This window comes from Euzebya pacifica, from assembly GCF_003344865.1.
In the GTDB taxonomy this organism is placed as follows: domain Bacteria; phylum Actinomycetota; class Nitriliruptoria; order Euzebyales; family Euzebyaceae; genus Euzebya; species Euzebya pacifica.
Window position 1 is genome coordinate 1434183 of the sequence record NZ_CP031165.1, and the last position, 18575, is coordinate 1452757.

At 71.3% G+C, this 18575-nt stretch carries 17 protein-coding genes; 10 read left to right on the top strand and 7 right to left on the bottom strand.

The annotated features are described in order from the left end of the window. From flgL to DVS28_RS05875, 4 genes are all read left to right on the top strand, one after another. Positions 1–882 (top strand): flagellar hook-associated protein FlgL, encoded by an 882-nt coding sequence (flgL, locus tag DVS28_RS05860; protein WP_114590628.1) that lies wholly within the window; start codon positions 1–3, stop codon positions 880–882. Positions 883–918: 36 nt separating this feature from the next. Beyond that, positions 919–1341: a flagellar assembly protein FliW gene (locus tag DVS28_RS05865; protein ID WP_164709984.1), complete on the top strand. Its 423-nt coding sequence runs from the start codon at positions 919–921 to the stop codon at positions 1339–1341. Between the two features lie 96 nt (positions 1342–1437). After that, complete coding sequence (locus DVS28_RS05870) at positions 1438–2247, top strand: sulfotransferase domain-containing protein (protein WP_216826423.1); 810 nt, start codon at positions 1438–1440, stop codon at positions 2245–2247. 33 nt (positions 2248–2280) lie between these two features. Then, positions 2281–3273, top strand: coding sequence for an NAD-dependent epimerase/dehydratase family protein (locus DVS28_RS05875; protein ID WP_114594019.1), 993 nt, complete (start codon positions 2281–2283; stop codon positions 3271–3273). Positions 3274–3345: 72 nt separating this feature from the next. Here DVS28_RS05875 and DVS28_RS05880 read toward each other — a convergent pair whose 3' ends face one another. Then, a complete protein-coding gene (locus DVS28_RS05880; RefSeq protein ID WP_114590631.1) occupies positions 3346–4686 on the bottom strand; it encodes an HNH endonuclease signature motif containing protein in 1341 nt (446 codons plus the stop codon). A gap of 70 nt (positions 4687–4756) precedes the next feature. Then, positions 4757–6496, bottom strand: a complete 1740-nt coding sequence (locus DVS28_RS05885) for a glycosyltransferase (RefSeq protein ID WP_114590632.1) — start codon at positions 6494–6496, stop codon at positions 4757–4759. Between the two features lie 146 nt (positions 6497–6642). On the opposite strand from DVS28_RS05885, the gene DVS28_RS05890 reads away from it, so the two are divergent. Genes DVS28_RS05890 through DVS28_RS05900 form a run of 3 tightly spaced genes read left to right on the top strand, consistent with a single transcriptional unit; the run spans position 6643 to position 8797 of the window. Then, positions 6643–7440, top strand: a complete 798-nt coding sequence (locus DVS28_RS05890; protein WP_114590633.1) for a ParA family protein — start codon at positions 6643–6645, stop codon at positions 7438–7440. Beyond that, positions 7440–7970: a hypothetical protein gene (locus tag DVS28_RS05895; RefSeq protein WP_114590634.1), complete on the top strand. Its 531-nt coding sequence runs from the start codon at positions 7440–7442 to the stop codon at positions 7968–7970. Before DVS28_RS05890 ends, DVS28_RS05895 begins: the two co-directional genes overlap by 1 nt. Beyond that, positions 7967–8797 (top strand): inositol monophosphatase family protein, encoded by an 831-nt coding sequence (locus DVS28_RS05900; protein ID WP_114590635.1) that lies wholly within the window; start codon positions 7967–7969, stop codon positions 8795–8797. Before DVS28_RS05895 ends, DVS28_RS05900 begins: the two co-directional genes overlap by 4 nt. A 105-nt stretch (positions 8798–8902) precedes the next feature. Here DVS28_RS05900 and DVS28_RS05905 read toward each other — a convergent pair whose 3' ends face one another. Next, complete coding sequence (locus DVS28_RS05905) at positions 8903–11062, bottom strand: DEAD/DEAH box helicase (RefSeq protein WP_216826424.1); 2160 nt, start codon at positions 11060–11062, stop codon at positions 8903–8905. Between the two features lie 181 nt (positions 11063–11243). Between DVS28_RS05905 and DVS28_RS05910 the strand changes: the two genes are divergently transcribed. Next, positions 11244–11459: a hypothetical protein gene (locus DVS28_RS05910; protein WP_114590637.1), complete on the top strand. Its 216-nt coding sequence runs from the start codon at positions 11244–11246 to the stop codon at positions 11457–11459. A 9-nt stretch (positions 11460–11468) separates the two neighbouring features. Here DVS28_RS05910 and DVS28_RS05915 read toward each other — a convergent pair whose 3' ends face one another. The 3 genes from DVS28_RS05915 to DVS28_RS05925 are packed head-to-tail and all read right to left on the bottom strand — an operon-like array spanning position 11469 to position 14315. Then, positions 11469–11861, bottom strand: a complete 393-nt coding sequence (locus DVS28_RS05915; RefSeq protein ID WP_216826425.1) for a type II toxin-antitoxin system death-on-curing family toxin — start codon at positions 11859–11861, stop codon at positions 11469–11471. A 1-nt stretch (position 11862) separates the two neighbouring features. Further along, positions 11863–12069, bottom strand: a complete 207-nt coding sequence (locus DVS28_RS05920) for a ribbon-helix-helix domain-containing protein (RefSeq protein WP_114590638.1) — start codon at positions 12067–12069, stop codon at positions 11863–11865. A 50-nt stretch (positions 12070–12119) separates the two neighbouring features. Beyond that, positions 12120–14315 carry a M14 family zinc carboxypeptidase gene (locus DVS28_RS05925; protein ID WP_164709985.1) on the bottom strand — a complete coding sequence of 732 codons (2196 nt, stop codon included), beginning with the start codon at positions 14313–14315 and terminating at the stop codon, positions 12120–12122. Positions 14316–14400: 85 nt separating this feature from the next. Between DVS28_RS05925 and DVS28_RS05930 the strand changes: the two genes are divergently transcribed. Together DVS28_RS05930 and DVS28_RS05935 are read left to right on the top strand one after the other, a co-directional pair. Then, positions 14401–15519 carry a RuBisCO large subunit C-terminal-like domain-containing protein gene (locus DVS28_RS05930; RefSeq protein WP_164709986.1) on the top strand — a complete coding sequence of 373 codons (1119 nt, stop codon included), beginning with the start codon at positions 14401–14403 and terminating at the stop codon, positions 15517–15519. After that, entirely contained in the window at positions 15516–16409 is an 894-nt protein-coding gene (locus tag DVS28_RS05935) for an alpha/beta hydrolase (protein ID WP_164709987.1), read from the top strand. Before DVS28_RS05930 ends, DVS28_RS05935 begins: the two co-directional genes overlap by 4 nt. Here DVS28_RS05935 and DVS28_RS05940 read toward each other — a convergent pair. Continuing rightward, entirely contained in the window at positions 16381–18573 is a 2193-nt protein-coding gene (locus DVS28_RS05940) for a cell wall-binding repeat-containing protein (protein ID WP_114590642.1), read from the bottom strand. The two genes, DVS28_RS05935 and DVS28_RS05940, sit on opposite strands and share 29 nt — an antisense overlap. Positions 18574–18575: the final 2 nt, after the last annotated feature.

Genomic DNA, 18575 nt, shown 5'->3' on the forward strand with positions numbered 1-18575 from the left:
ATGACGCGCATCACCCAGGGCATGGTGGCCAGGTCGTCCCTCGCCAACCTGCAGAAGAGCCTCGGCCGAACCCAACGGCTGCAGGAGCAGCTGTCGACCGGCCGTCAGCTGAACCGTCCGTCGGACTCGCCGACCGGGTTGGTCACGGCCATGCAGACCAGGTCGTCGTTGGCACGGCGCGAGCAGCACCTCCGCAACGCCGACAACGCCGTCGGCTGGCTGAACACCGCCGATGCCGCCCTGCAGGGCAGCAGCAACATGTTGCGTCGGGTTCGCGACCTGACCGTGCAGGGTGGCAACTCCACGCTGGACCCCGTCTCCCGCGAGAACATGGCGCAGGAGATCGAGGCGATCCGTGCGGGCCTCACCGAGATCGCCAACTCGCGCTACGCCGGGCGGCTGCTGTTCGCTGGCAACGCCGATGTCCCCGCGGCCTTCGATGCCGCCGGCAACTTCCAGGGCGACACCGGACAGGTGGAGCGCACCCTCGCCGACGGCCAGCAGATCGCCGTCAACGTCAGCGGGATCGAGGTGTTCGGCAGCGGTGCCGGCTCGGTCTTCGACGTCCTGACCCAGATCGCCGACGACCTGCGGAACAACCCCGAGGACGTCGTCGCCAACAACCTCGACAACCTGGACACACGCGTCGACACGGTCCTCACCGCGCTCGGGGACATCGGTGCCCGCACGAACCGGATCGAGAACATGCGTGAACGAGCGACCAGCGACGAGATCAACCTCAAGACCCGCCTGAGCGAGGCGGAAGACGTCGACCTTCCCGAAACCATCATGGAGCTCCAGCTCCAGGAGGTCGCCTACCAGGCGGCCCTCAACGCCACCTCGCGGGTCATCCAGCCCTCCCTGCTGGACTTCCTGCGCTAACGTCTGCCCGACATCGGAGAACCCACGATGACTGGAATGGCCACACCGGTGATGACCGAGCCCGAGACCGACACTGCGTTCGTCGAGTTCGTCTCTGCCGTGCCCGGATTCCCCGACGCCCGTACCTGGGGGATGGAGGTGTGGGGCGATGACCCCTCGAGCCCCTTCTCCGTCATGCGCAACGTCGAGACGGAGGGACTGGAGTTCGTCGTCGTCTCGCCGTTCGTCTTCTTCCCCGACTACGAACCCGAGCTCGACGACGCCACCGTCGGGTCCCTCGACCTGACCGTTGCCGAGGACGCGGTGGTGCTGGTGGTGTTGACGATCGGTGAGTCGATCGAGGAGACCACCGCCAACCTGCTCGGCCCGATCGTGATCAACACGCGCAACAACCGTGCGGTCCAGGCGATCCTGCACCAGCCCGGACTCTCCACGAAGACCCCGCTAATCGGCAGCTGACCAAAAGGGCCCCTCGTCCAGCGATATCGATCTGCTGACGAGGACAGCGACCGCTGGGCCTCGCTCGTCCCCGTGCTCCGTGCCGGGGACGTCGTCGTGTCCACACGGTCCAAGCACGGGACGACGTGGTTGCAGACGATCCTGCTGCTGCTCGTCCACGGACCAGTGGATCGATGGCCCGCGCCGCTGTGGCAGCTGTCGCCATGGGTGGACCACCTCGTCGAGCCCATCCCTGCCGTGGTGTCGCGCGTGTCGGCGCAGGAGCGGCGCCGGGTGCTCAAGACCCACACGCCGTTGGACGGCGTACCGGCCGTCCCTGGGGTGTGGCGGATCGTGGTTGTGCGCGACCCGCTGGACGCGGCGGTGTCGCTGTACCACCAGGGATCCAACCTCGACCGGGAACGACTCGCGGAGCTGACCGGGTCGCCGTCGTCGATCGCGGGACGCGCCCCGTTGGAGGAATGGCTCGCCGCATGGGTGGACGAGGTCGCCGACCCCAGAGCACGCCTGGACTCGCTCGATGGCGTGCTGCACCACCTCACCGACGCATGGGGGCGACGAGGTGACGACGACGTGGTCCTGCTCCGATACGCCGACCTCCTGACCGACCTCGACGAACAGATGGCCTTGCTGGCGAACCGGTTGGGGTTCGGTGGGCCCGAGGCGTACGGCGTGGAATGGCCGCTGCTGGTCGAGGCCGCGTCGTTCACGGCCATGAGGGCCAGGGCCGACCACCTGGCGCCCGATGCCGGCGGCGTGTTGCGGGATCCGTCGGCGTTCTTCCGGCGAGGCCTCACCGGGTCGGGCGAGGCCTCGGTGCCGAGCCCGGTCATGGACCGCTACCGCGAACGGCTGTCGATGTCGTTGCCGGCGGACCTGCAGGCCTGGCTCGCCGGATCGGCCTGACGCCGGCCCGTCCACGGCGGCATGCTGTGGTGCATGCGACTTCTGGTGCTGGGTGGGACCTCCTTCGTCGGACGGGCGGTGGTCGAGGACGCGTTGGCTCGCGGCTGGTCGGTCACGACCCTGAACCGTGGGCACGGTGTCGACGTGCCGGGCGTGGACGCTCGCCGCGGCGACCGTCGGGACGCCGGCGGGTTGTCGTCGCTGGTCGATGGGGAGTGGGACGTCGTGGTCGACACGTGGTCGTCGGCACCGGCGGTCGTCGAACGGGCCGCGACGGCCCTGTCGGACCGCGTCGGGCGCTACGTGTTCGTGTCCAGCCGATCGGTCTACGCGTGGGCGCCTCCGGCGGGGGCCGACGAGTCAGCCCCGTTGGTCGAGGTGGGCGCGGGCGAGATGGGCGAGGAGGCGGATCCGCCCTATCCGCAGGCCAAGCGCGCAGCCGAGGTTGCCGTCGAGGAGGCGCTGGGGGACCGGTCGCTGCTGGTCCGTGCGGGTTTGATCCTCGGGCCATGGGAGAACGTCGGCCGTCTGCCCTGGTGGCTGCAACGGATCGCGCGTGGTGGTCCTGTCGTTGCTCCCGGGCCGGCGGACCTGCCGTTGCAGCTCATCGACGCCCGTGACCTGGCCCGGTGGATCCTCGATGCGGCGGTTGCCGGGCGGTCGGGCCCCCACGACCTGGTCAGCCCATCCGGGCACGCCACGATGGGGCAGCTGCTCGCGGCCTGCGTCGTGGCCACCGGGTCGGACGCCGCGCTGCGCTGGGTCGAGCCCGACGTCGTGCTGGCCGCCGAAGTGGCGCCGTGGACGGAGCTGCCGATCTGGCTGCCGCCGGGCGAGGCCCACGACGCGATGCACCGGTCGGACGTCTCGCGGGCCCTGGCGACCGGTCTGGCCTGCCGGCCCGTGGAGGAGACGGTGGCGGACACGTGGACGTGGCTCGAGTCCCTTGACGGTCCGCCGGAACAGCGCACGGACCGGCCACCAGTCGGCCTGCCTGAGGATAAGGAAGCGGCCCTCCTGGCCTGAGTCGGATGGCGGCCCGCTGGCAGGCCGGCCGTGGACGTGGCTGTGGCCCCACCTGGTCGGGTGGGGTGCGGGTCAGGTGGTTCTGGGTTGGGCCGGTCTGGGTTGGGTCGGTCGTAGCGGTGGCCGGGAGACCAGCCGGGTGCGACCGTGGGCGACGATGTAGGTGCCGTCGGGCTGAAGGGTCTGGGTCCAGCCGGGGGCGTGGACCCGCAGGTGGCAGCGACGGCACAGCAAGACCATGTTCGTGGTATCGGTCGGGCCGGGCCGTGGGATGACGTGGTGGGCGTCGGTCCACCGTGCCGGCGCACGACAGCCGGGGAACCTGCAGCCCTGGTCCCTGGCGTCGAGGGCGTCGCGGAGGGGTTTGGTGACGGGGGTGTCGCCACGGCCGGCGGCCATCATCAACGTGCCGTCGGTGATGATCGGGATCATGGTGGCGTCGCACGCCCAGGCCTGGGCGGTGACCTGGCTGATGCGGGTGGATCCGCCGGCGGTCTGCCACAACAACCGCCCGGTCGCCCGGCCGTCGAGCCCGTCGTCGTCACCATCGGCGAGGAGGTCCTTGACGTCGACGATGGCCGACAGGCGGGGTCGGGCGGGCCGTCCGGGTGCGGGGGTGGCAAGCCACTCGCTGAGCGCCCGGTACAGCCCTTCGGCGAGCTGGACCCGTCGTGGTCGGGTGTCCCGGTACTTCTTGGGGATCGGCGTGCCCTCGTCATCACGGACAACGTCTTCGCCGCGTGGCACGTCGTCGCTGGGGGTGTCGAGGTGGTTGTCGTGGCCTGCGGGTGCCTGTGCTGATGTGGGTCGGTCGGCGGCGGCGTTCATGGCCTGGCCGAGGACGGCGTTGAGCTCGGGGTCGGCGTGGATGTACCAGTCGCCCCAGCCGTCGAAGGACGGCTGGCAGACGGCCGAGGCATGGTCCGGGGCCCGCTCTGCGGCCGTGTCGACGGCCTTGCGGTCGATGCGCCAGGCGAGGTCGGCGGTGATGTCGCCGATCCGGTCGGGTTCGACGTCGCGGGCGGTGCCGAGGGCGGCGGCGAGCTGGTCGTCGAGGGTCTGTCGTTGGGCGACGGAGAGGTCACGTGCTGCCATGACGATGGTGCGGACCTGTGACCAGGACAGGCAGCCCTGGTCGAAGGCCTGCCAGGTCTCGGGCATCGCCGACAGCGTCTGCACGCACCGCTCCAGGAACCCGGCTTCTGCACCCGTCACGTCGGCGGCGAGGCCGATCAGGCGCCGGGACGGCATGCCGTCACGCGAGACGCCGCCGGCCTGCTGGATCCCTCGAAGGACCTCGGCCATCAACCGGTCGACCTGCCGCAGCTTGGCGACCACGGCGTCAACCGGATCGAGCACACCGACACCGGCGGAGGACCCTCCATCCGGCGCTCGATCCAGCTCGACCTTCATGCGTCAAGTATGACGGGGGGGTGTGACATCACGACGGCGCTCGACTTGCCGCGCCGCCTCGGGCGGAGGGTCAGACGCCGGCGGACTCCAGCTCGCCGAGCATGCCACGCAGCTCGGCGGTCGAGTCATCGGCGTCGAGGTCCTCCAGCCCCATGCGCAGCACCGCGACCGCCTGCTCCTCGGCGTGCAGCTGGGCCAGGGCACGGGCCATGACCAGGGCGCGGGCCTGCGAGGTCACGACGCCGAGCACGAAGGTCTCCAGCGCGGACGGCGCCACCTCACCCACGGTGTACAGGGCCTCGAGCACCTCGTCGTCGGACAGGTCGCGGGCCGCACGGCCCAGCGAGCCCACCGCCTGCCCGTCACCGAACGCCTGCATGGCCGCCGCCGATGCGCTGACACGCTGCGTCGCCGGGATGGTCAGCTCGTCGGCCTGACGCAGCAGCGGACAGCCCTGGTCCAGCCCGACGTCGCGAGCACGCGCCGACCAGGTGACCGCCCGGTCCAGCGGCAGCCGGTGGCCGACCATGGAGATGAACGCCAGGGCATGGCGGTCACCGGGGTTGGCGGTATACAGGGCCTCCGCGAAGGCATCGCCGACCTCGACGGGGCACGACACGAGCATGGCCAGGGCCGCACGCAGCCGATGCCCGCTCGCCTCCATGTCACGCCCGAGGAACGCCGGGACGGCGCGGTCCATCTCGCCGCGCAGGTACAGCACCCGGAGCAGCTCGGGCCACATGTCCAGCGGCCCTTCGGTGGCGACGTCGAGGTAGACGTCCAGCCCCTCCTCCTCACGACCCAGGGCCACGAGGCAGCGGGCAATCAACGCCCGGGCGCCATCGGTGGAGTGGCTGACGCCGTGCGCCATGGACGCGGCGACGTCGTGCTCGGTGTCGAGGACGGCGATCGCCTCCTCCCAGCGCTGGTCCATCATCAGCACGTAGCCGTGCAGGTAGGTGGTCAGGGCGCTCGACCGGCCGATGGACAGCAGGTCCTCCAGCCACGCCAGCGCCTCGTCGAGGTGGCCCATGCGCGAGTGGATCTGCACGCCCAGCTGCAGGGCGCTGTGGCGCACCCCTTCGTCCTCGGCGTCGCGGATCAGCTCCAGCCGTTCGAGGGTGCGTTCGTGTTCGTTGCCCAGGCTCAGCGCCCGGGCGGTCTCCAGGATCGACTTCTCGGTGCCCTCCTCCTGGTGGGACACCTCGGCCAGGTGGATGTTGCGGTTGGCCTTGTCCTTGGCCGCCATGACCTCGGGCAGGTAGCCCCAGTGGTCGAGCTCCAGCACCTCGCCGGCGTCGACGCGCACCTGATGGGACGCGATGGAGACGACCTGTTCGTGGATGCGGCCCGAATAACGGAACATGGTCTGGCGGAACAGCCGCACGGAGGTGTGCACGACGGAGGTCCGCCCGGTCACGTCCTGGGCGTTGTTGACCTGTGCTCGGTAGCCGTCGAGGTCCCCCTCGCGGAGCAGACGGCGCAGGCCGGTGAAGTTGGTCGGGACCAGCACCTCATCGGCATCGACGACGAGCACCCACTCGCCGCGCGCTGCCTCGATCGAGACGTTGCGGGCCCAGGAGAAGTCGTCTCGCCACTCGCCGCGGATGACCCGGGCGCCCATGGACTCACAGATCTCCACCGTGCGGTCCGTCGAACCGGTGTCGTGCACGACGATCTCGTCGACGAGCGGTTCGAGCGCGGCGAGGCAGCGTTCGATGACCGCCTCCTCGTCCTTGACGATCATGCAGGCGGACAGCAGCGGCTTGGCCGGCTGGCGGGGGACGCGGCGACGTGACGACTTGGCCATTGGAAACGGTTCTCCCGGAGAGGGGTACGAAGGAACGTGGCGTCCGTGCCGGTGGGGTCCTGCGCACTCCAGATCGGCCGCTCCACGTCCTGCTTGAGGCCTCGTGCTTGGGGGCAAGGGGCAGGACGGCTGTAGTCTGCGAGCCGATGAGCGCAGTCGTGTACGCGGTGGCAAACCAGAAGGGCGGCGTGGCGAAGACCACGACCACCGCCTCGTTGGCCGCCGCGCTGGCGGCCCGGGGGCTGAACGTCCTGACCGTCGACCTGGACCCGCAGGCCTGCCTGACCTTCTCGCTGGGGTTCGACCCCGACGAGCTGTCCCCGACGATCCACGAGGTCGTCACCGGAAGGGGCACGCTGGCCGAGACCGTCCTCACCCACGACGAGTGCGACCTGGCGCCCGCCAACCTCGACCTGGCCGGTGCCGAGGTGGCGCTGCTGTCCCGCACGGGCCGTGAGTACGTGCTCCGGGCCGAGCTGATCGACCTGCGCGAGTCCTACGACGCGATCTTCATCGACTGCCCCCCGTCGCTGGGCGTCCTGACGCTGAACGGCCTGACCGCGGCCGACAAGGTCGTCATCCCGGTGCAGTGCGAGACGCTGTCCCATCGCGGCGTGTCGCAGCTGCTGGAGACCATCGCGGACATCCAGAAGCTGACCAACCCCCAGCTCGAGGTCGCCGGCCTTGTCGCCACGATGTTCGACACGCGCACCCGCCACAGCCGTGAGGTGCTGGAGGACGTGCAGAGCCGCTACGGGCTGAAGGTGCTCGGGGTCCCGGTCCGCAAGTCCGTCCGCTTCGCCGAGGCCCCGAACATGGGCCGGACGATCCTCTCCCATGCGCCGAAGGTGCCGGGCGCGGCCGCCTACCGGGTGATCGCCGCCGACCTGCACGGTCTGACTGTCCACCCCGAGGACCTCGCCGCGGCCGAAGGAAACCGTTGATGGCCGGATTCGACCGCATCAAGCCGCCGGCGAAGCGCCTGGAGGATCGCGAGGAGGCACGCGAGCCCGACTCCGGCGCTGCCGACGTCAAGGGCCGCGCGGCCCTCTTCAGCGCCTCCAACGTTGCCAGCGCCTCCAACGCTGCCAGCTCGACCACGTCCCCGCGTCGCCCCCGGCCCGAGGTGCGCGCAGACGTGCCGCCGCCGGGCACACCCGTCGCGCCGCCCGTGCCCCCGCCCGTGGCGCCGCCCGCCGGCGACCGACCTCCGGCCGACGACCCCTCCACGACTCGGGACGATCCGACCGCGCCGGGGCCGCCTCCCGGCCGGTCGGTCCCGACCGGCAAGAGCCTGCTGCAGGTCGAGTGCAGCCACTGCGGTGTGACCTGCCCGATGCCGCTCGGCACCGCCGTCAAGCGGGCGTTTCCCCTCGCCGTCGTGCTGCCCAACCGGTCCCACCCGGTGTTCGCGACCTGCCCGTGCGGTGAACGTCGCACCTGGCTGAAGCCCTCGGTGGGCCTTCCGCGATGAGCAGCCCGAGCACGCCGGCGCAGCTCGCCGAGCTCGCGGCCTCGGTTGCCCATGTCGCCGGCGACGTGCTGCTGTACCACCAGCGGCGGCTCCGCTCGGGTGCCGACCTGTCAGTGGCCACCAAGACCAGCGCGACCGACCCGGTCTCCATGGCCGACCAGGAGAGCGAGCAGGCCCTCGTCCGCGCGATCGAGGCCGCCCGCCCCGACGACGGGATCCTCGGTGAGGAGGGGGCCGACCGCACCGGCAGCAGCGGCCTTCGCTGGGTCGTCGACCCGCTGGACGGCACGGTCAACTACCTCTACGGCCACATCGGCTGGGGGGTCAGCGTGGCCGTGGAGCAGCAGGCCGACGACGGCAGCTGGCATGGCCTCGCCGCCGCTGTCTTCGAGCCAACGACGGGGATCATGCACTCGGCGCACCGTGGGGGAGGGGCCACGGCCAACGGCCGGCCGTTGCACGTCAACGACCCGGTCGAGCTGCCGATGGCGCTGGTCTCCACGGGGTTCTCCTACGACCGGGACCACCGCCTCCGCCAGGCCGCGCTGGTCAGTCAGGTCCTGGGCCACGTCCGCGACGTCCGCCGGGTCGGGTCCGCTGCGCTCGACCTGTGTCGGGTGGCAGCCGGAGAGGTCGACGCCTACTTCGAGGACTCCACCCAGCGGTGGGACTGGGCGGCTGGTGCGTTGATCGCAAAGGAGGCCGGGGCGGTCGTCACGTCGTTGACCACCATGCCGGGGCACAGCGGCGTCGTGGCCGCAGGCCCGTCGTTGCACCCGCAGCTCGACGCGCTGGTCGGCATGTCCGCCGACCTGCCGACGGCCTGACGCCAGAGCCGTCCAGAACAGTGCCGTCCAGAACAGGGCCGTCCAGAAAACGATGATCGGGCCGGCCAGTGGCCGACCCGATCGTCATGTGCTGAGGCTGTCCTGCTACGGCAGGTGGACGACGTCCATCCGACGCTTCAGGCGCGGCTGGCCGTCTCCGCGGGCGGTGTCGGCGTCGATGTCGCTGCGCCGGTTGCGAGCGCGCGACCCGTCGTTCTCGCGGGTCCGGTTGCTGTTGCCGTTGCCCTTGCCCCGGCGGTTGCGACTGCCACCGCGCGAGTCGTTGTCGTTGTCACGCCCACCGTTGCGGGAGGACCCGCCGCGGCTGCTGGACTTCTTGCTGGACGAGCGTGCACCGTCGTTCCGCTTGCTGCTCGAGCCGTTGCGGTCGTCGTTGTCGCGGCCGCCACGCGAGCGGGAGCGGGAGCGCCCACCGCGGCTGTCGTCCTTCTGGTCGTCGTCCTTGGACGCTCGGCCGCCACGATCGGCCTTCTCGGACCGGTCGTCGGACCGGTCGTCGGCCTTGGCCTTCGGCGAACGGCCCTTGCCGGAGGCCTTGTCTGTCGAGCGGTCCGCCGAGCGGTCTGCCGAGCGGTCTCCCGAGCGGCCCTTGTCCTCGCGCCCGTCGTCCTCGCGCGCCTTGTCCTGGCGACCGTTGGTGTCACGGCTTCGGGTGCGGTCACCCGATCCGCTGCGGGACCGGCTGCGGGTCCTGGTCGAGCTGCTGTCGTCGTCGGCGTCGTCGTTGGAGTCCTTGCCGCGGTCGGAGGACGTGGCCCTGCCGGTGTCGTCACCGTCGTTGGTCACACGACGACGCGTGCGGGTGCGCGTCCGGCTGCGGGTCTGCTCGTCACCCTCACCGTTGTCGTCCTTGCTGCGGCTGCTGCGGCTGCTCGACTGGTCACGGCCCTTGCTGCTGCGGCTGTCCCCGTCGTCGGAGCGGCTGCTGCGGCTCGGCTTGTCGGCCTTCTCCGAACGGCTGGACCTCTTGTCCTTGTCGCTGTCCCGCGAGTCGCTGGACTGCTCGCCGCGACGACGCGAACGGGACTGCTTGCCCGTGCGGGCCTTGGGGGGCGAGGGGACCTTCTTCTTCTCCTCGCGCGGCGGCAGGTCGAACAGCTCGTCCAGCAGCGGGGAGGTGGAGAAGACCTCGTGGATCTCGTCCTCGATGTCGAGCTCCCGGCGGATCATCTCCAGGCGGGGCAGCTCGTTCCACACGGCGAAGGTGATGGCCACGCCGTCGGCACCCGCGCGACCGGTGCGGCCGATGCGGTGCAGGTACATCTTCTCGTCGTCGGGGCAGTCGTAGTTGATGACGTGGGTGACGTCGTCGATGTCGAGGCCACGCGCGGCCACCTCGGTGGCGCACAGCACGGTGGTCTTGCCCTGGCGGAACTTCTCCAGCGCCCGCTCGCGAGCCTCCTGGCGAAGGTCGGAGTGGATCGCCTGGGCCGCGACGTCACGGTCGCGCAGGTCCTCGGCCAGCTGGTCGGCCATCCGCTTGGTCCGGCAGAAGATCACGCACAGGCCACGGTTGGGTGTCTGCAGGATCCGGGCCACGACGGCCGGCTTGTCCATGCGGTGGCAGGAGAAGAAGTGCTGCTTGGTCTTGGGGGCGACGTGCACCTCCTCGACCTCGGCGCGCATGAACGTCGGCTTGGTCATGTACCGACGGGCAAGCCCGACGATCGCCGACGGCATGGTCGCGGAGAACAGCAGCGTCTGCCGCTTGTCGGCGCACTGCTCGATCAGGGCCTCCACGTCGGGCAGGAAGCCCAGGTCCAGCATCTCGTCGGCCTCGTCGAGCACCAGCCCGCGGCAGGACGAGAGGTCCATGTGGCCGCGGCGGGACAGGTCCAGCAGTCGACCGGGCGTCCCGACGACGACGTGGGCGCCGCCCTCGATCGCGTCGATCTGGGGCTGCATGGCCTTGCCGCCGTAGACGGCGACGACCTTCACCCCGCGGCCCTTGCCGGCCTGGATGAGGTCTTCGGACACCTGGAGGCACAGCTCACGGGTGGGGACGATGATGAGGGCCTGCAGGCCCTTGGCGGTGTCGACCCGCTGCAGCATCGGCAGCCCGAAGCCCAGGGTCTTGCCGGTTCCCGTCCGGGCCTGTCCGATGATGTCCGCGCCGGTGAGGGCGAGGGGGAGCGTCAGCTCCTGGATCGGGAAGGGGTGGATGATGCCGACCTCTGCGAGGCTCTCGCAGATCGTCGCGTCGACGCCGAAATCGGCGAAGGTCTTCTCTGTGGCGTTGCTCACGCGTTTGCTCGTTTCTCGAAACTCTCGGTTACCGCGAGGTCGAGTCGTCGCCCCGCATGGACTCTTCCACGGACGTCGCCGTGGACCGGACCGCACCGTTTGTCACACGCCTGTGTATGGGTGACGGAAGTAACGTCGGGGGTCAACGAGGTCCAACTGTACCAGCGACGAAGGGGTTTCCGTGCCTGCCCAGCTCACCGTGTCCGACGACGCCCTCGACATGCTGCGCCCGCTGTTCAGCCAGGTCGAGGGCAGCTGCGAGGTCTGGACCGACTCCGAGATCGTGACCCGGCTGCTGATCCGGGGGGTCATGGCCTACGGCCAGACTGCCGGGCGTGACTTCGCCGACATGTCCGCGCTGGCCGGCACCCTCCGGGAGACCATCACGGCGGGATGAGGATCCCCGTCAGTCCTGCCTGGTGTCCGGCTCAACGTCGGGGACCAGTCGGTTGGCTATCGCCTCGAGTGGCAGCCGCCGCTGTGCAGCGTCCATGACCAGGTCGAAGGCCGCGTCGTCGTCCAGGGTCACCATGACCCCGTTGAGGTCGAGGGAGACCACGGTCGCGAGCCACGCGATCCTTTTGTTGCCGTCGACGAGGGCGTGGTTGCCGACGAGCAACTCCAGGAGTGCAGCAGCCTTCAGGCCCAGCGTCGGGTAGGCGTCGGTCCCGTACGCCGTGGAACGTGGCCGAGCGACTGCTGCGTCGATCAGCCCGAGGTCCCTCACGGGTCCGATGCCCAACCTGCGGACCATGTGGAGGAAGTCGTCGAGGGTCAGGTGGACGACCGGGCCGTCCACCTCAGGCAGAACCCAGCCGATCGAGCACGTCCCCCCATCGCTCGATCATCCGGTCGGCGCTTTCGGCGACCGCCCGGTCGTGACCCGCCCGTTCGTACCGTTCGAGCACGGCACGACGGATGACCTCCTGCCGCGACAGGCCCTCGGCCTCGGCCAGCACGTCGAGGGCATGGTCGAGCGCGGCGTCGGTCCTGAGGGTCATGGCCATGCGCGGATGGTACCAGTCTGATACCGGACAGGACCGTCGCGTCCCGGGGGCTACAGGCCCTTGAGGATGTTCATCAGGATGCCGTTGCCGGCGTAGGTGACGGCGTAGTCGGCCAGGCCGTGGGTGTTGGGGCCCACGTTGCCGGCATCGGGCAGGATCGCCCCGAAGATCGTGACCCGGCCCTCGTCCAGCGCCATGGTGCCGAGCGTCGGTTCGCCGCCGGCCAGCACGACGTCGTCGGTGGCGTTGCCGTAGGTGGAGGTGACGATCAGGTCCATGCTGGCCGTCGTCGCGCCGATCGTGGCGGCGACGTCACCGGTCCAGGCGTCGGCGTCGACGAACCACGCGGGGGCGGTGTTCATCCGGTAGCCCAGCGGCACCTCGAAGTAGGTCTGGCGGATGATCCCGCCGACGCCGTCCAGCAGCGGATGGTCGCGGTCGACCTCGGAGATCTCACCGGCGTACTGGGTCACCCGTTCGACGCTGCCGGCAGGGACGGCCTCGATGACCTCGAGGGCCTGGAGCGCGGAGTCGGTCAGGACCAGGTCGCCACCGGCGCGGGTCCAGGCCTCGAGGGCTGCCCAGCCATCGACGTCGTCGATCCGCAGCGAGTCGTCGGCCACCACGATCCGGTCGAAGGTCGACAGGTCGGCCGTCGTCACGTCCTCGATGGGCTCCATCGTCACGTTGGCCATGACCGTCTGGACGTCCTCGAAGTACGTCATGTTGGTGGAGGCGTAGTCGGCCTGCGGCAGCCCGAACGGCGGCTCGTTCTCCACGTCCTCGTCGGTGATGGTCTCGGGGTCGTACACGTAGCCGATGCGGGCGCCGTCCATGTCGACGGTGTAGTCCAGGCCCGGGGTGCGACGGTCGGCACGCTCGGCCGGGACGTCGACGCCGACGCCGTACGCCTTGAGGGTCAGGGCGATGGTGGCGTCCAGCAGCGCACGGGTCGTGTCGACGTGCACCTGCTCCAGCTCGGGCACGAACACCGAGGACGGGGCGAGGTTGGACAGGATGTACTCGTGGTCCATCTCGAGGATCCCCTGCTGGACCAGGTAGTCGCCCTGGAAGCCGGAGTCGTCGTAGCCGATGGCGTCGTAGGCCGTGTGGTACTCCGCCGGCTGGACCTCGCCCATGCCGATGGTCGCCAGCAGGCCGGCCGCACCGGGGTGGACGGAGGTGTTGACGTTGTGCTTGATGGCCTCGGCCAGCCGGTACTGGCCCTGCAGCGCAAGCGGGTCGAACTGGCCGGCCGGGAACATGATCGCCAGCAGGACGTTGTCGGCGAACTCGCCGTGCAGGTCCGCAGCGCCCTGCGGGGTGCCCAGGTAGTCCTCGATGAACGCCTGCAGGGCCTTGGTCTCGTTCTCGTTGCCCGAGTTGTACTGCTGTCCGCCGCTGTTGTGCCAGCCGAGGGTGGGGAACTGCCGGTTGAGGTCGTAGCCGTTGTCGTTGCCCCGGTGGTACAGGCCACGCCCGTCGTTGCGGTCCCCGTCGGCCCAGCCGTCGGGGTTGGGGGCGATGAAGTGCAGGCGGGCGGACTGCATGACCTCGGTGACGCTGTACTCGGCGTAGTCGGGGTTGGTCGGGTCGCCGGCGGTCAGCACCTTCGGACCGGTGAGGGGCTCCTCGCCCAGCTGCTCGGCCTCGAAGGCGATCAGCAGGTCCTCGATGTACCGGACGCCACCCTCGGCACCCGCACGCTCCGAGCCGTGGATCGACATGGAGAAGTACAGGTCGAGGCGCTCCTCGACGGGGTGGTCGGCGCTGTCGGGCGCGGTCAGGGTCACCACGGGCAGCTCGCGCCCGCCGGCCGACAGGATCTTGCGCACGCCGTCGTCGTCGACGATGGCACCGCGAGCGTCGAGCACCTGGATCTCGCCGGCCTCCATCAGGTCGCACACGTAGGTGCAGATGTCGGCGTGCGTGAACGCACCAGCACCGTCCTCGCGGGTGACCGAATACCGGTTCGCCAGCTCGTCCAGCCCCTCCAGGTACGGCATCGCCAGGCCCCCGAGGGTGCCGGCGGTGTACTGCAGGAAGTCGCCGTTGATGATCGGGTCGGGGAAGACACGGGTGGGGTCGGCCCCGTCCAGGGACAGGCCGGCGGCCGCCGCCTGGGCGACCTGGGCGTCGGTGGCCGACGGCAGCGACGGGCCGGCGCCGAGTCCCACGGTGGGGGCGAGGGCGACCGCGCCCATGGTGAGGGCGGCGAGGGCGGAGCGGAGGGTGGGGCGGGGCATGCGGGCGGAGCCTTCTGGTCGAGGGGTCTGCCGGCAGGGTTCGACGTCGGTCGCGCGGTTTCCTGCCCGCTACGCTCCGGCGACGATGCTGGCCCCCACCGATGTCGACGCCTCGGGCGACCGTTTCACCGCCACGTACCTCGTCGATCCCGCGCTGGGCGCGGTGGGTGACGTGGCCCGCTGGATGGCGGGGGAGATGACGGTGGAGTTCCCGCTGGACCTGATCGACCCCGACGACGGCATCGGCACCCACGTCGTGGGTCGGGTCGAGGCGGTCGAGCCCGTCGGTGGCCGGCACCGGGTCGTGATCTCGGTGGCCGACGAGGTCGTGTCCGGCTCGATGACCCAGCTCCTGAGCGTGGTGTGGGGCAACGTCTCGCTGGGTCGCGGGGTGGACCTGGTCGACCTGACCCCGCCGGCTGGCTGGACCGCACCCGTCCGCCACAACGGGCCTCGCGGGCTGGCAGCCTTCCGCGCCCTCGCCGACGCGCCCACCCGACCGTTGCTCATGAGCGCGATCAAGCCGCTCGGCCTGCCCGTCGACCGGCTCGCCGCGATGGCCCACGAGCTGGCCGCCGGTGGGCTGGACGTGGTCAAGGAGGACCAGTCGCTGGCCGACCAGCCCTGGGCCCCGTTCGACGAGCGCATCGGCCCGATCGCCCAGGCGATCCGCGACGCCAACGACCGCAACGGCACCAGGGCCGTCTACGCACCCAGCCTCAACGGGCCCGTCGCCGACCTGCCTCGTCGGGCCGCCGCCGCCCGTGACGCCGGGGCCGGCGCCGTGATGGTCCAGCCGGGCATCAGCGGCTACCCCGCCATCGAGGCGGCAGCCACGGCCGGACTCCCCGTGATCGCCCACCCCGGCGGGTTCGGTGGCCTGTCGGACCGCGTCGCCCCGGCGCTGGTCCACGGACTGCTGCCGCGCATGGCCGGCGCCGACTGCTCGGTCTTCATCGTCCCGGGCGGCCGGTTCCCCATCGAGGAGGCCGACGCCCTGGCGACCGTCGATGCGTGCCTGCGCCCGTCCGGTGACCTGCCGGCGATCATGGCCGCGGCGGGGGGAGGGGTCAGCGTCGAGCGAGTACCACAGCTGCGCGGGACCTACGGCGACGACATCTGCCTGCTGATCGGTGGCGACCTGCACCGCGACGGCGACCCACGCCGGCGTGCGTCCCTCCTGCGGGAGGCGGCGGAACGATGACCGGCAGCCCCGACCGCCGTCCGGAGGTCGACCGCCAGGCCGTCATGGCCGCCAAGCGCCGGCAGGAACGCCGCGCCTGGCACCGGCTCGCGGAGGTCCGTGGCTGGACCGGCGGGCACCGGGCCCCGCACCGCACCATCGGGCTGACCACCGACGACGGCGTCCGCCTGGCGGCCACGTGGCTGCCCGGGCCCAGCCGTGACGATCCGGCGGTCGTGGTCGTCCACGGGTTCGCCGCCCACCGGCGCAAGCCCGCCTACGCCTTCCTCGCCGACCACCTCGCCGCCACCAACCACGTGCTCGCCATCGACCTGCGGGGCCACGGTGGCTCCGGCGGACGGTCGACCCTCGGCGCGGACGAATGGCGAGACGTGCACGCGGCGGTCGACACCCTCAAGGGGAGGGGCCACGAACGGGTCGTCGTGGTCGGCCTGTCGCTGGGCGGGACGGCCACCGCCCACGCCCTGGCCAAGGGCCTGGACGTCGACGGGGCGGTGCTGGTGTCCTCCAGCGCACGGCACTGGGACCTCTCCCTGCCCGGCATGGTCACCCTCGACACGCTGTGGCGCTCACCGCTCAAGCGGCGGGTGTGGCAGGCCGTGGCGTCGTTCCGCATGGTCGATCCCGAGCAGATCCCGCCCTATGGCGATCCGGTCGAGCTCGTCGCTGACACCGACGTCCCGCTGCTGATCGTCCACGGTGCCGACGACGCGTACTTCGCACCCGCGCATGCCGACGAGCTGGCCGCTGCGGCTGCCGGCCACGTCATCGTGTGGCACGAGCCCACCGGATTCGGGCATGCCGAGGACGGCCTCACCCCGGCGTTCTGCGCCCGGCTGGCCGACGCCGTCCGGCTGGTCGTCAGCGAGGGCCGGTTCCCCGACCGCTGACACCCGGCAGGGTGGGTGGCGGCGCGGGGTCGGGGGTCTCCTCCTCGACGGGCTCGTCGGCTGGGTCGCCGTCGGTGTTCGGTGTCGCGGGGTCCTCGCGAACCGCGTGGGGGCCGTTCGGGGACGCCTCGAGCTGCTCGACGACGAGCGCGGACACGGCCGCCGTGCCGCCGACGACGACCAGGGACTCGGGGCCCAGCTCGGCGATGGCATGACGGGTTGCGACCGGTAGGGCACCGGTGGAGGTCAGCAGCAGCCACGACGGGTCGACCACCGCAGCCGCGCCGGCCGACAGCGCGTCGGCGAAGGTGTCGCCCGTGGCGATCAACGCACGGTCGAGGTCCTCGGGCAGCTCGCCGGCGGCCTCGACCGCGGTGTCGAATCGGCCGTCACCGGCGATCCGGCGGACGCTCGCCAGGGGCACGCGGGTCCGGATGGCGCGGACCACGTCCTCCGTCACCGCGGACGCACCACCGGCGATCACGACCTCGCCGGGCATCCAGCGCGCCAGCGCGTCGCCGGTCACGTCGGGCAGCTCGGTCGGTTCGGTCAGCAGCAGGGGGGCCTCGGCCAGCCCTGCGACCGGGGTGACGGCAAGCGCGTCGGGGAAGGTCCGACCGCTGGCGACGAACACGACATCAACAGCGTCCTCGCCGACCTGCTCCTCGGCCAGCGCCACGGCCGTGGCGAAGCGGCCGTCACCGGCGATGCGGCGGACGTCGGCCTCGGGCAGCCGGTCGCGGACGGCAGCCAGCACCGTGTCGGCCACGGCCTCCGACCCACCGGCCACCACCACGGTGGAGGGGCTCAGGCGCAGCAGCTCCTCGGCCGTCGCAGCGGACAGGTCCTCGGTCGCGGTCAGCAGCACCGAGCCGCCGCGCACGCCGGCCAGCACGCCGCCGGCCAACGCGTCGGCGAACGCCCCAGCGGTCGCCAGGACCACCGTCTCGGCGCCGTCGGGATGGCTGGCCGCCGACACCGCGACGGCGGTGGCGACGCGGTCGGCCCCCTCCAGCCGCTCGACCGGTGCGGTGGTGTACCACTCGCCGGCCGTGTCGGGCAGCTCGACGTCGCTGGGGACCAGCCGCCTCTCCTCCGTCGACGGGTCGTGGGCCAGCGACCACCCGGCGGCGAAGAACGCACGGCGACGGCCACCGGGCGCGTCGACCACGTCGCTGACGGGGAACCCCAGCCAGCCAGCGGGTCCGCCCCGGCGTTCGTACTCCTGCTGCACCGGGCCGGCAAGCACGTGGGCCGTGCCGGTCGCCGGGGTGTAGAACGTCCCTGCCTCCACGGGCAGGACCTGCCCGCCGTTGACGTCGGTCGGCCCGGCCGTCGGGTAGCCCAGCGGGCTGTCGGGACCGCCCGCCTCGCGGTAGGCCACGCCAGCCGGCCCCGCGACGACGACGATCCCGTACGCGGCGACGCGCGTGATCACCCCGTTCTCGTAGGCGCGCCAGCTACCACCGGCGGCGGTCGTCATCTCCTCCGCCACGGGGGCACCGACCGGCGAGCCCACGAGGCCGGCGTCCTGGTGGACCACGGCGATCTCGGTCGGGTTCGGCCCGTTCAGGCAGGTCGAGGTGTGCTCACGGGTTCGTTCGTCGGTGCGGACCGTCGTGGTGCAGGAGGAGTCCCACTCCCACGGCGGGGTGCAGATGACGATGCGGCACACGACTTCGGTGGTGCCGGGGATCTGCTGGTTGCACTGGCCGTAGCGGAAGTTGTTGCAGCACACCCGGCGGCGGTCGCATTCGCCCTCCGCGCAGCGACAGGTGCACGTCTCCCCGGGGGTGCGGTTGCAGTCCACGACGTAGCGGTCCTCGCCACGGCAGAACGCCGAGGACGACACCTTCCACCAGCCGGCCACGTAGGACCCGTCGGGACAGGTGTTGGCGCCGCCGTTGATGGTGCAGCAGAACGCGCTCCAGCCCTGGCTGCACTCGTTGGAGGGGCCGCAGACGCTCGCGTAGGCGCTCTGCGGCTTCAGCACGAAGTCGATCGGGTTGACCGTCAGGGCCGTGGCGGCGATGGCTGCACGGCGCAGGAACGACCGGCGGCCGGGCCGGCGACGGTCGAGCAGGCGGCCAGCCGACGTGGCCAGCCGTTGGCTGAACGGCACGGCCCTGTCGGGGCCGTCGCTCGTGGGCAGGAGCAGGGTCATTC

What these genes read in the sequence shown, in the direction of transcription:
- DVS28_RS05930 (WP_164709986.1), top strand. Translation starts at nt 14,401, where the DNA reads ATGCTGGCCCCCACCGATGTCGACGCCTCGGGCGACCGTTTCACCGCC.
- DVS28_RS05890 (WP_114590633.1), top strand. Translation starts at nt 6,643, where the DNA reads ATGAGCGCAGTCGTGTACGCGGTGGCAAACCAGAAGGGCGGCGTGGCG.
- DVS28_RS05900 (WP_114590635.1), top strand. Translation starts at nt 7,967, where the DNA reads ATGAGCAGCCCGAGCACGCCGGCGCAGCTCGCCGAGCTCGCGGCCTCG.
- DVS28_RS05880 (WP_114590631.1), bottom strand. Translation starts at nt 4,686, where the DNA reads ATGAAGGTCGAGCTGGATCGAGCGCCGGATGGAGGGTCCTCCGCCGGT.
- DVS28_RS05865 (WP_164709984.1), top strand. Translation starts at nt 919, where the DNA reads ATGGCCACACCGGTGATGACCGAGCCCGAGACCGACACTGCGTTCGTC.
- DVS28_RS05895 (WP_114590634.1), top strand. Translation starts at nt 7,440, where the DNA reads ATGGCCGGATTCGACCGCATCAAGCCGCCGGCGAAGCGCCTGGAGGAT.
- DVS28_RS05940 (WP_114590642.1), bottom strand. Translation starts at nt 18,573, where the DNA reads ATGACCCTGCTCCTGCCCACGAGCGACGGCCCCGACAGGGCCGTGCCG.
- DVS28_RS05885 (WP_114590632.1), bottom strand. Translation starts at nt 6,496, where the DNA reads ATGGCCAAGTCGTCACGTCGCCGCGTCCCCCGCCAGCCGGCCAAGCCG.
- DVS28_RS05935 (WP_164709987.1), top strand. Translation starts at nt 15,516, where the DNA reads ATGACCGGCAGCCCCGACCGCCGTCCGGAGGTCGACCGCCAGGCCGTC.
- flgL (WP_114590628.1), top strand. Translation starts at nt 1, where the DNA reads ATGACGCGCATCACCCAGGGCATGGTGGCCAGGTCGTCCCTCGCCAAC.
- DVS28_RS05875 (WP_114594019.1), top strand. Translation starts at nt 2,281, where the DNA reads ATGCGACTTCTGGTGCTGGGTGGGACCTCCTTCGTCGGACGGGCGGTG.
- DVS28_RS05920 (WP_114590638.1), bottom strand. Translation starts at nt 12,069, where the DNA reads ATGGCCATGACCCTCAGGACCGACGCCGCGCTCGACCATGCCCTCGAC.
- DVS28_RS05925 (WP_164709985.1), bottom strand. Translation starts at nt 14,315, where the DNA reads ATGCCCCGCCCCACCCTCCGCTCCGCCCTCGCCGCCCTCACCATGGGC.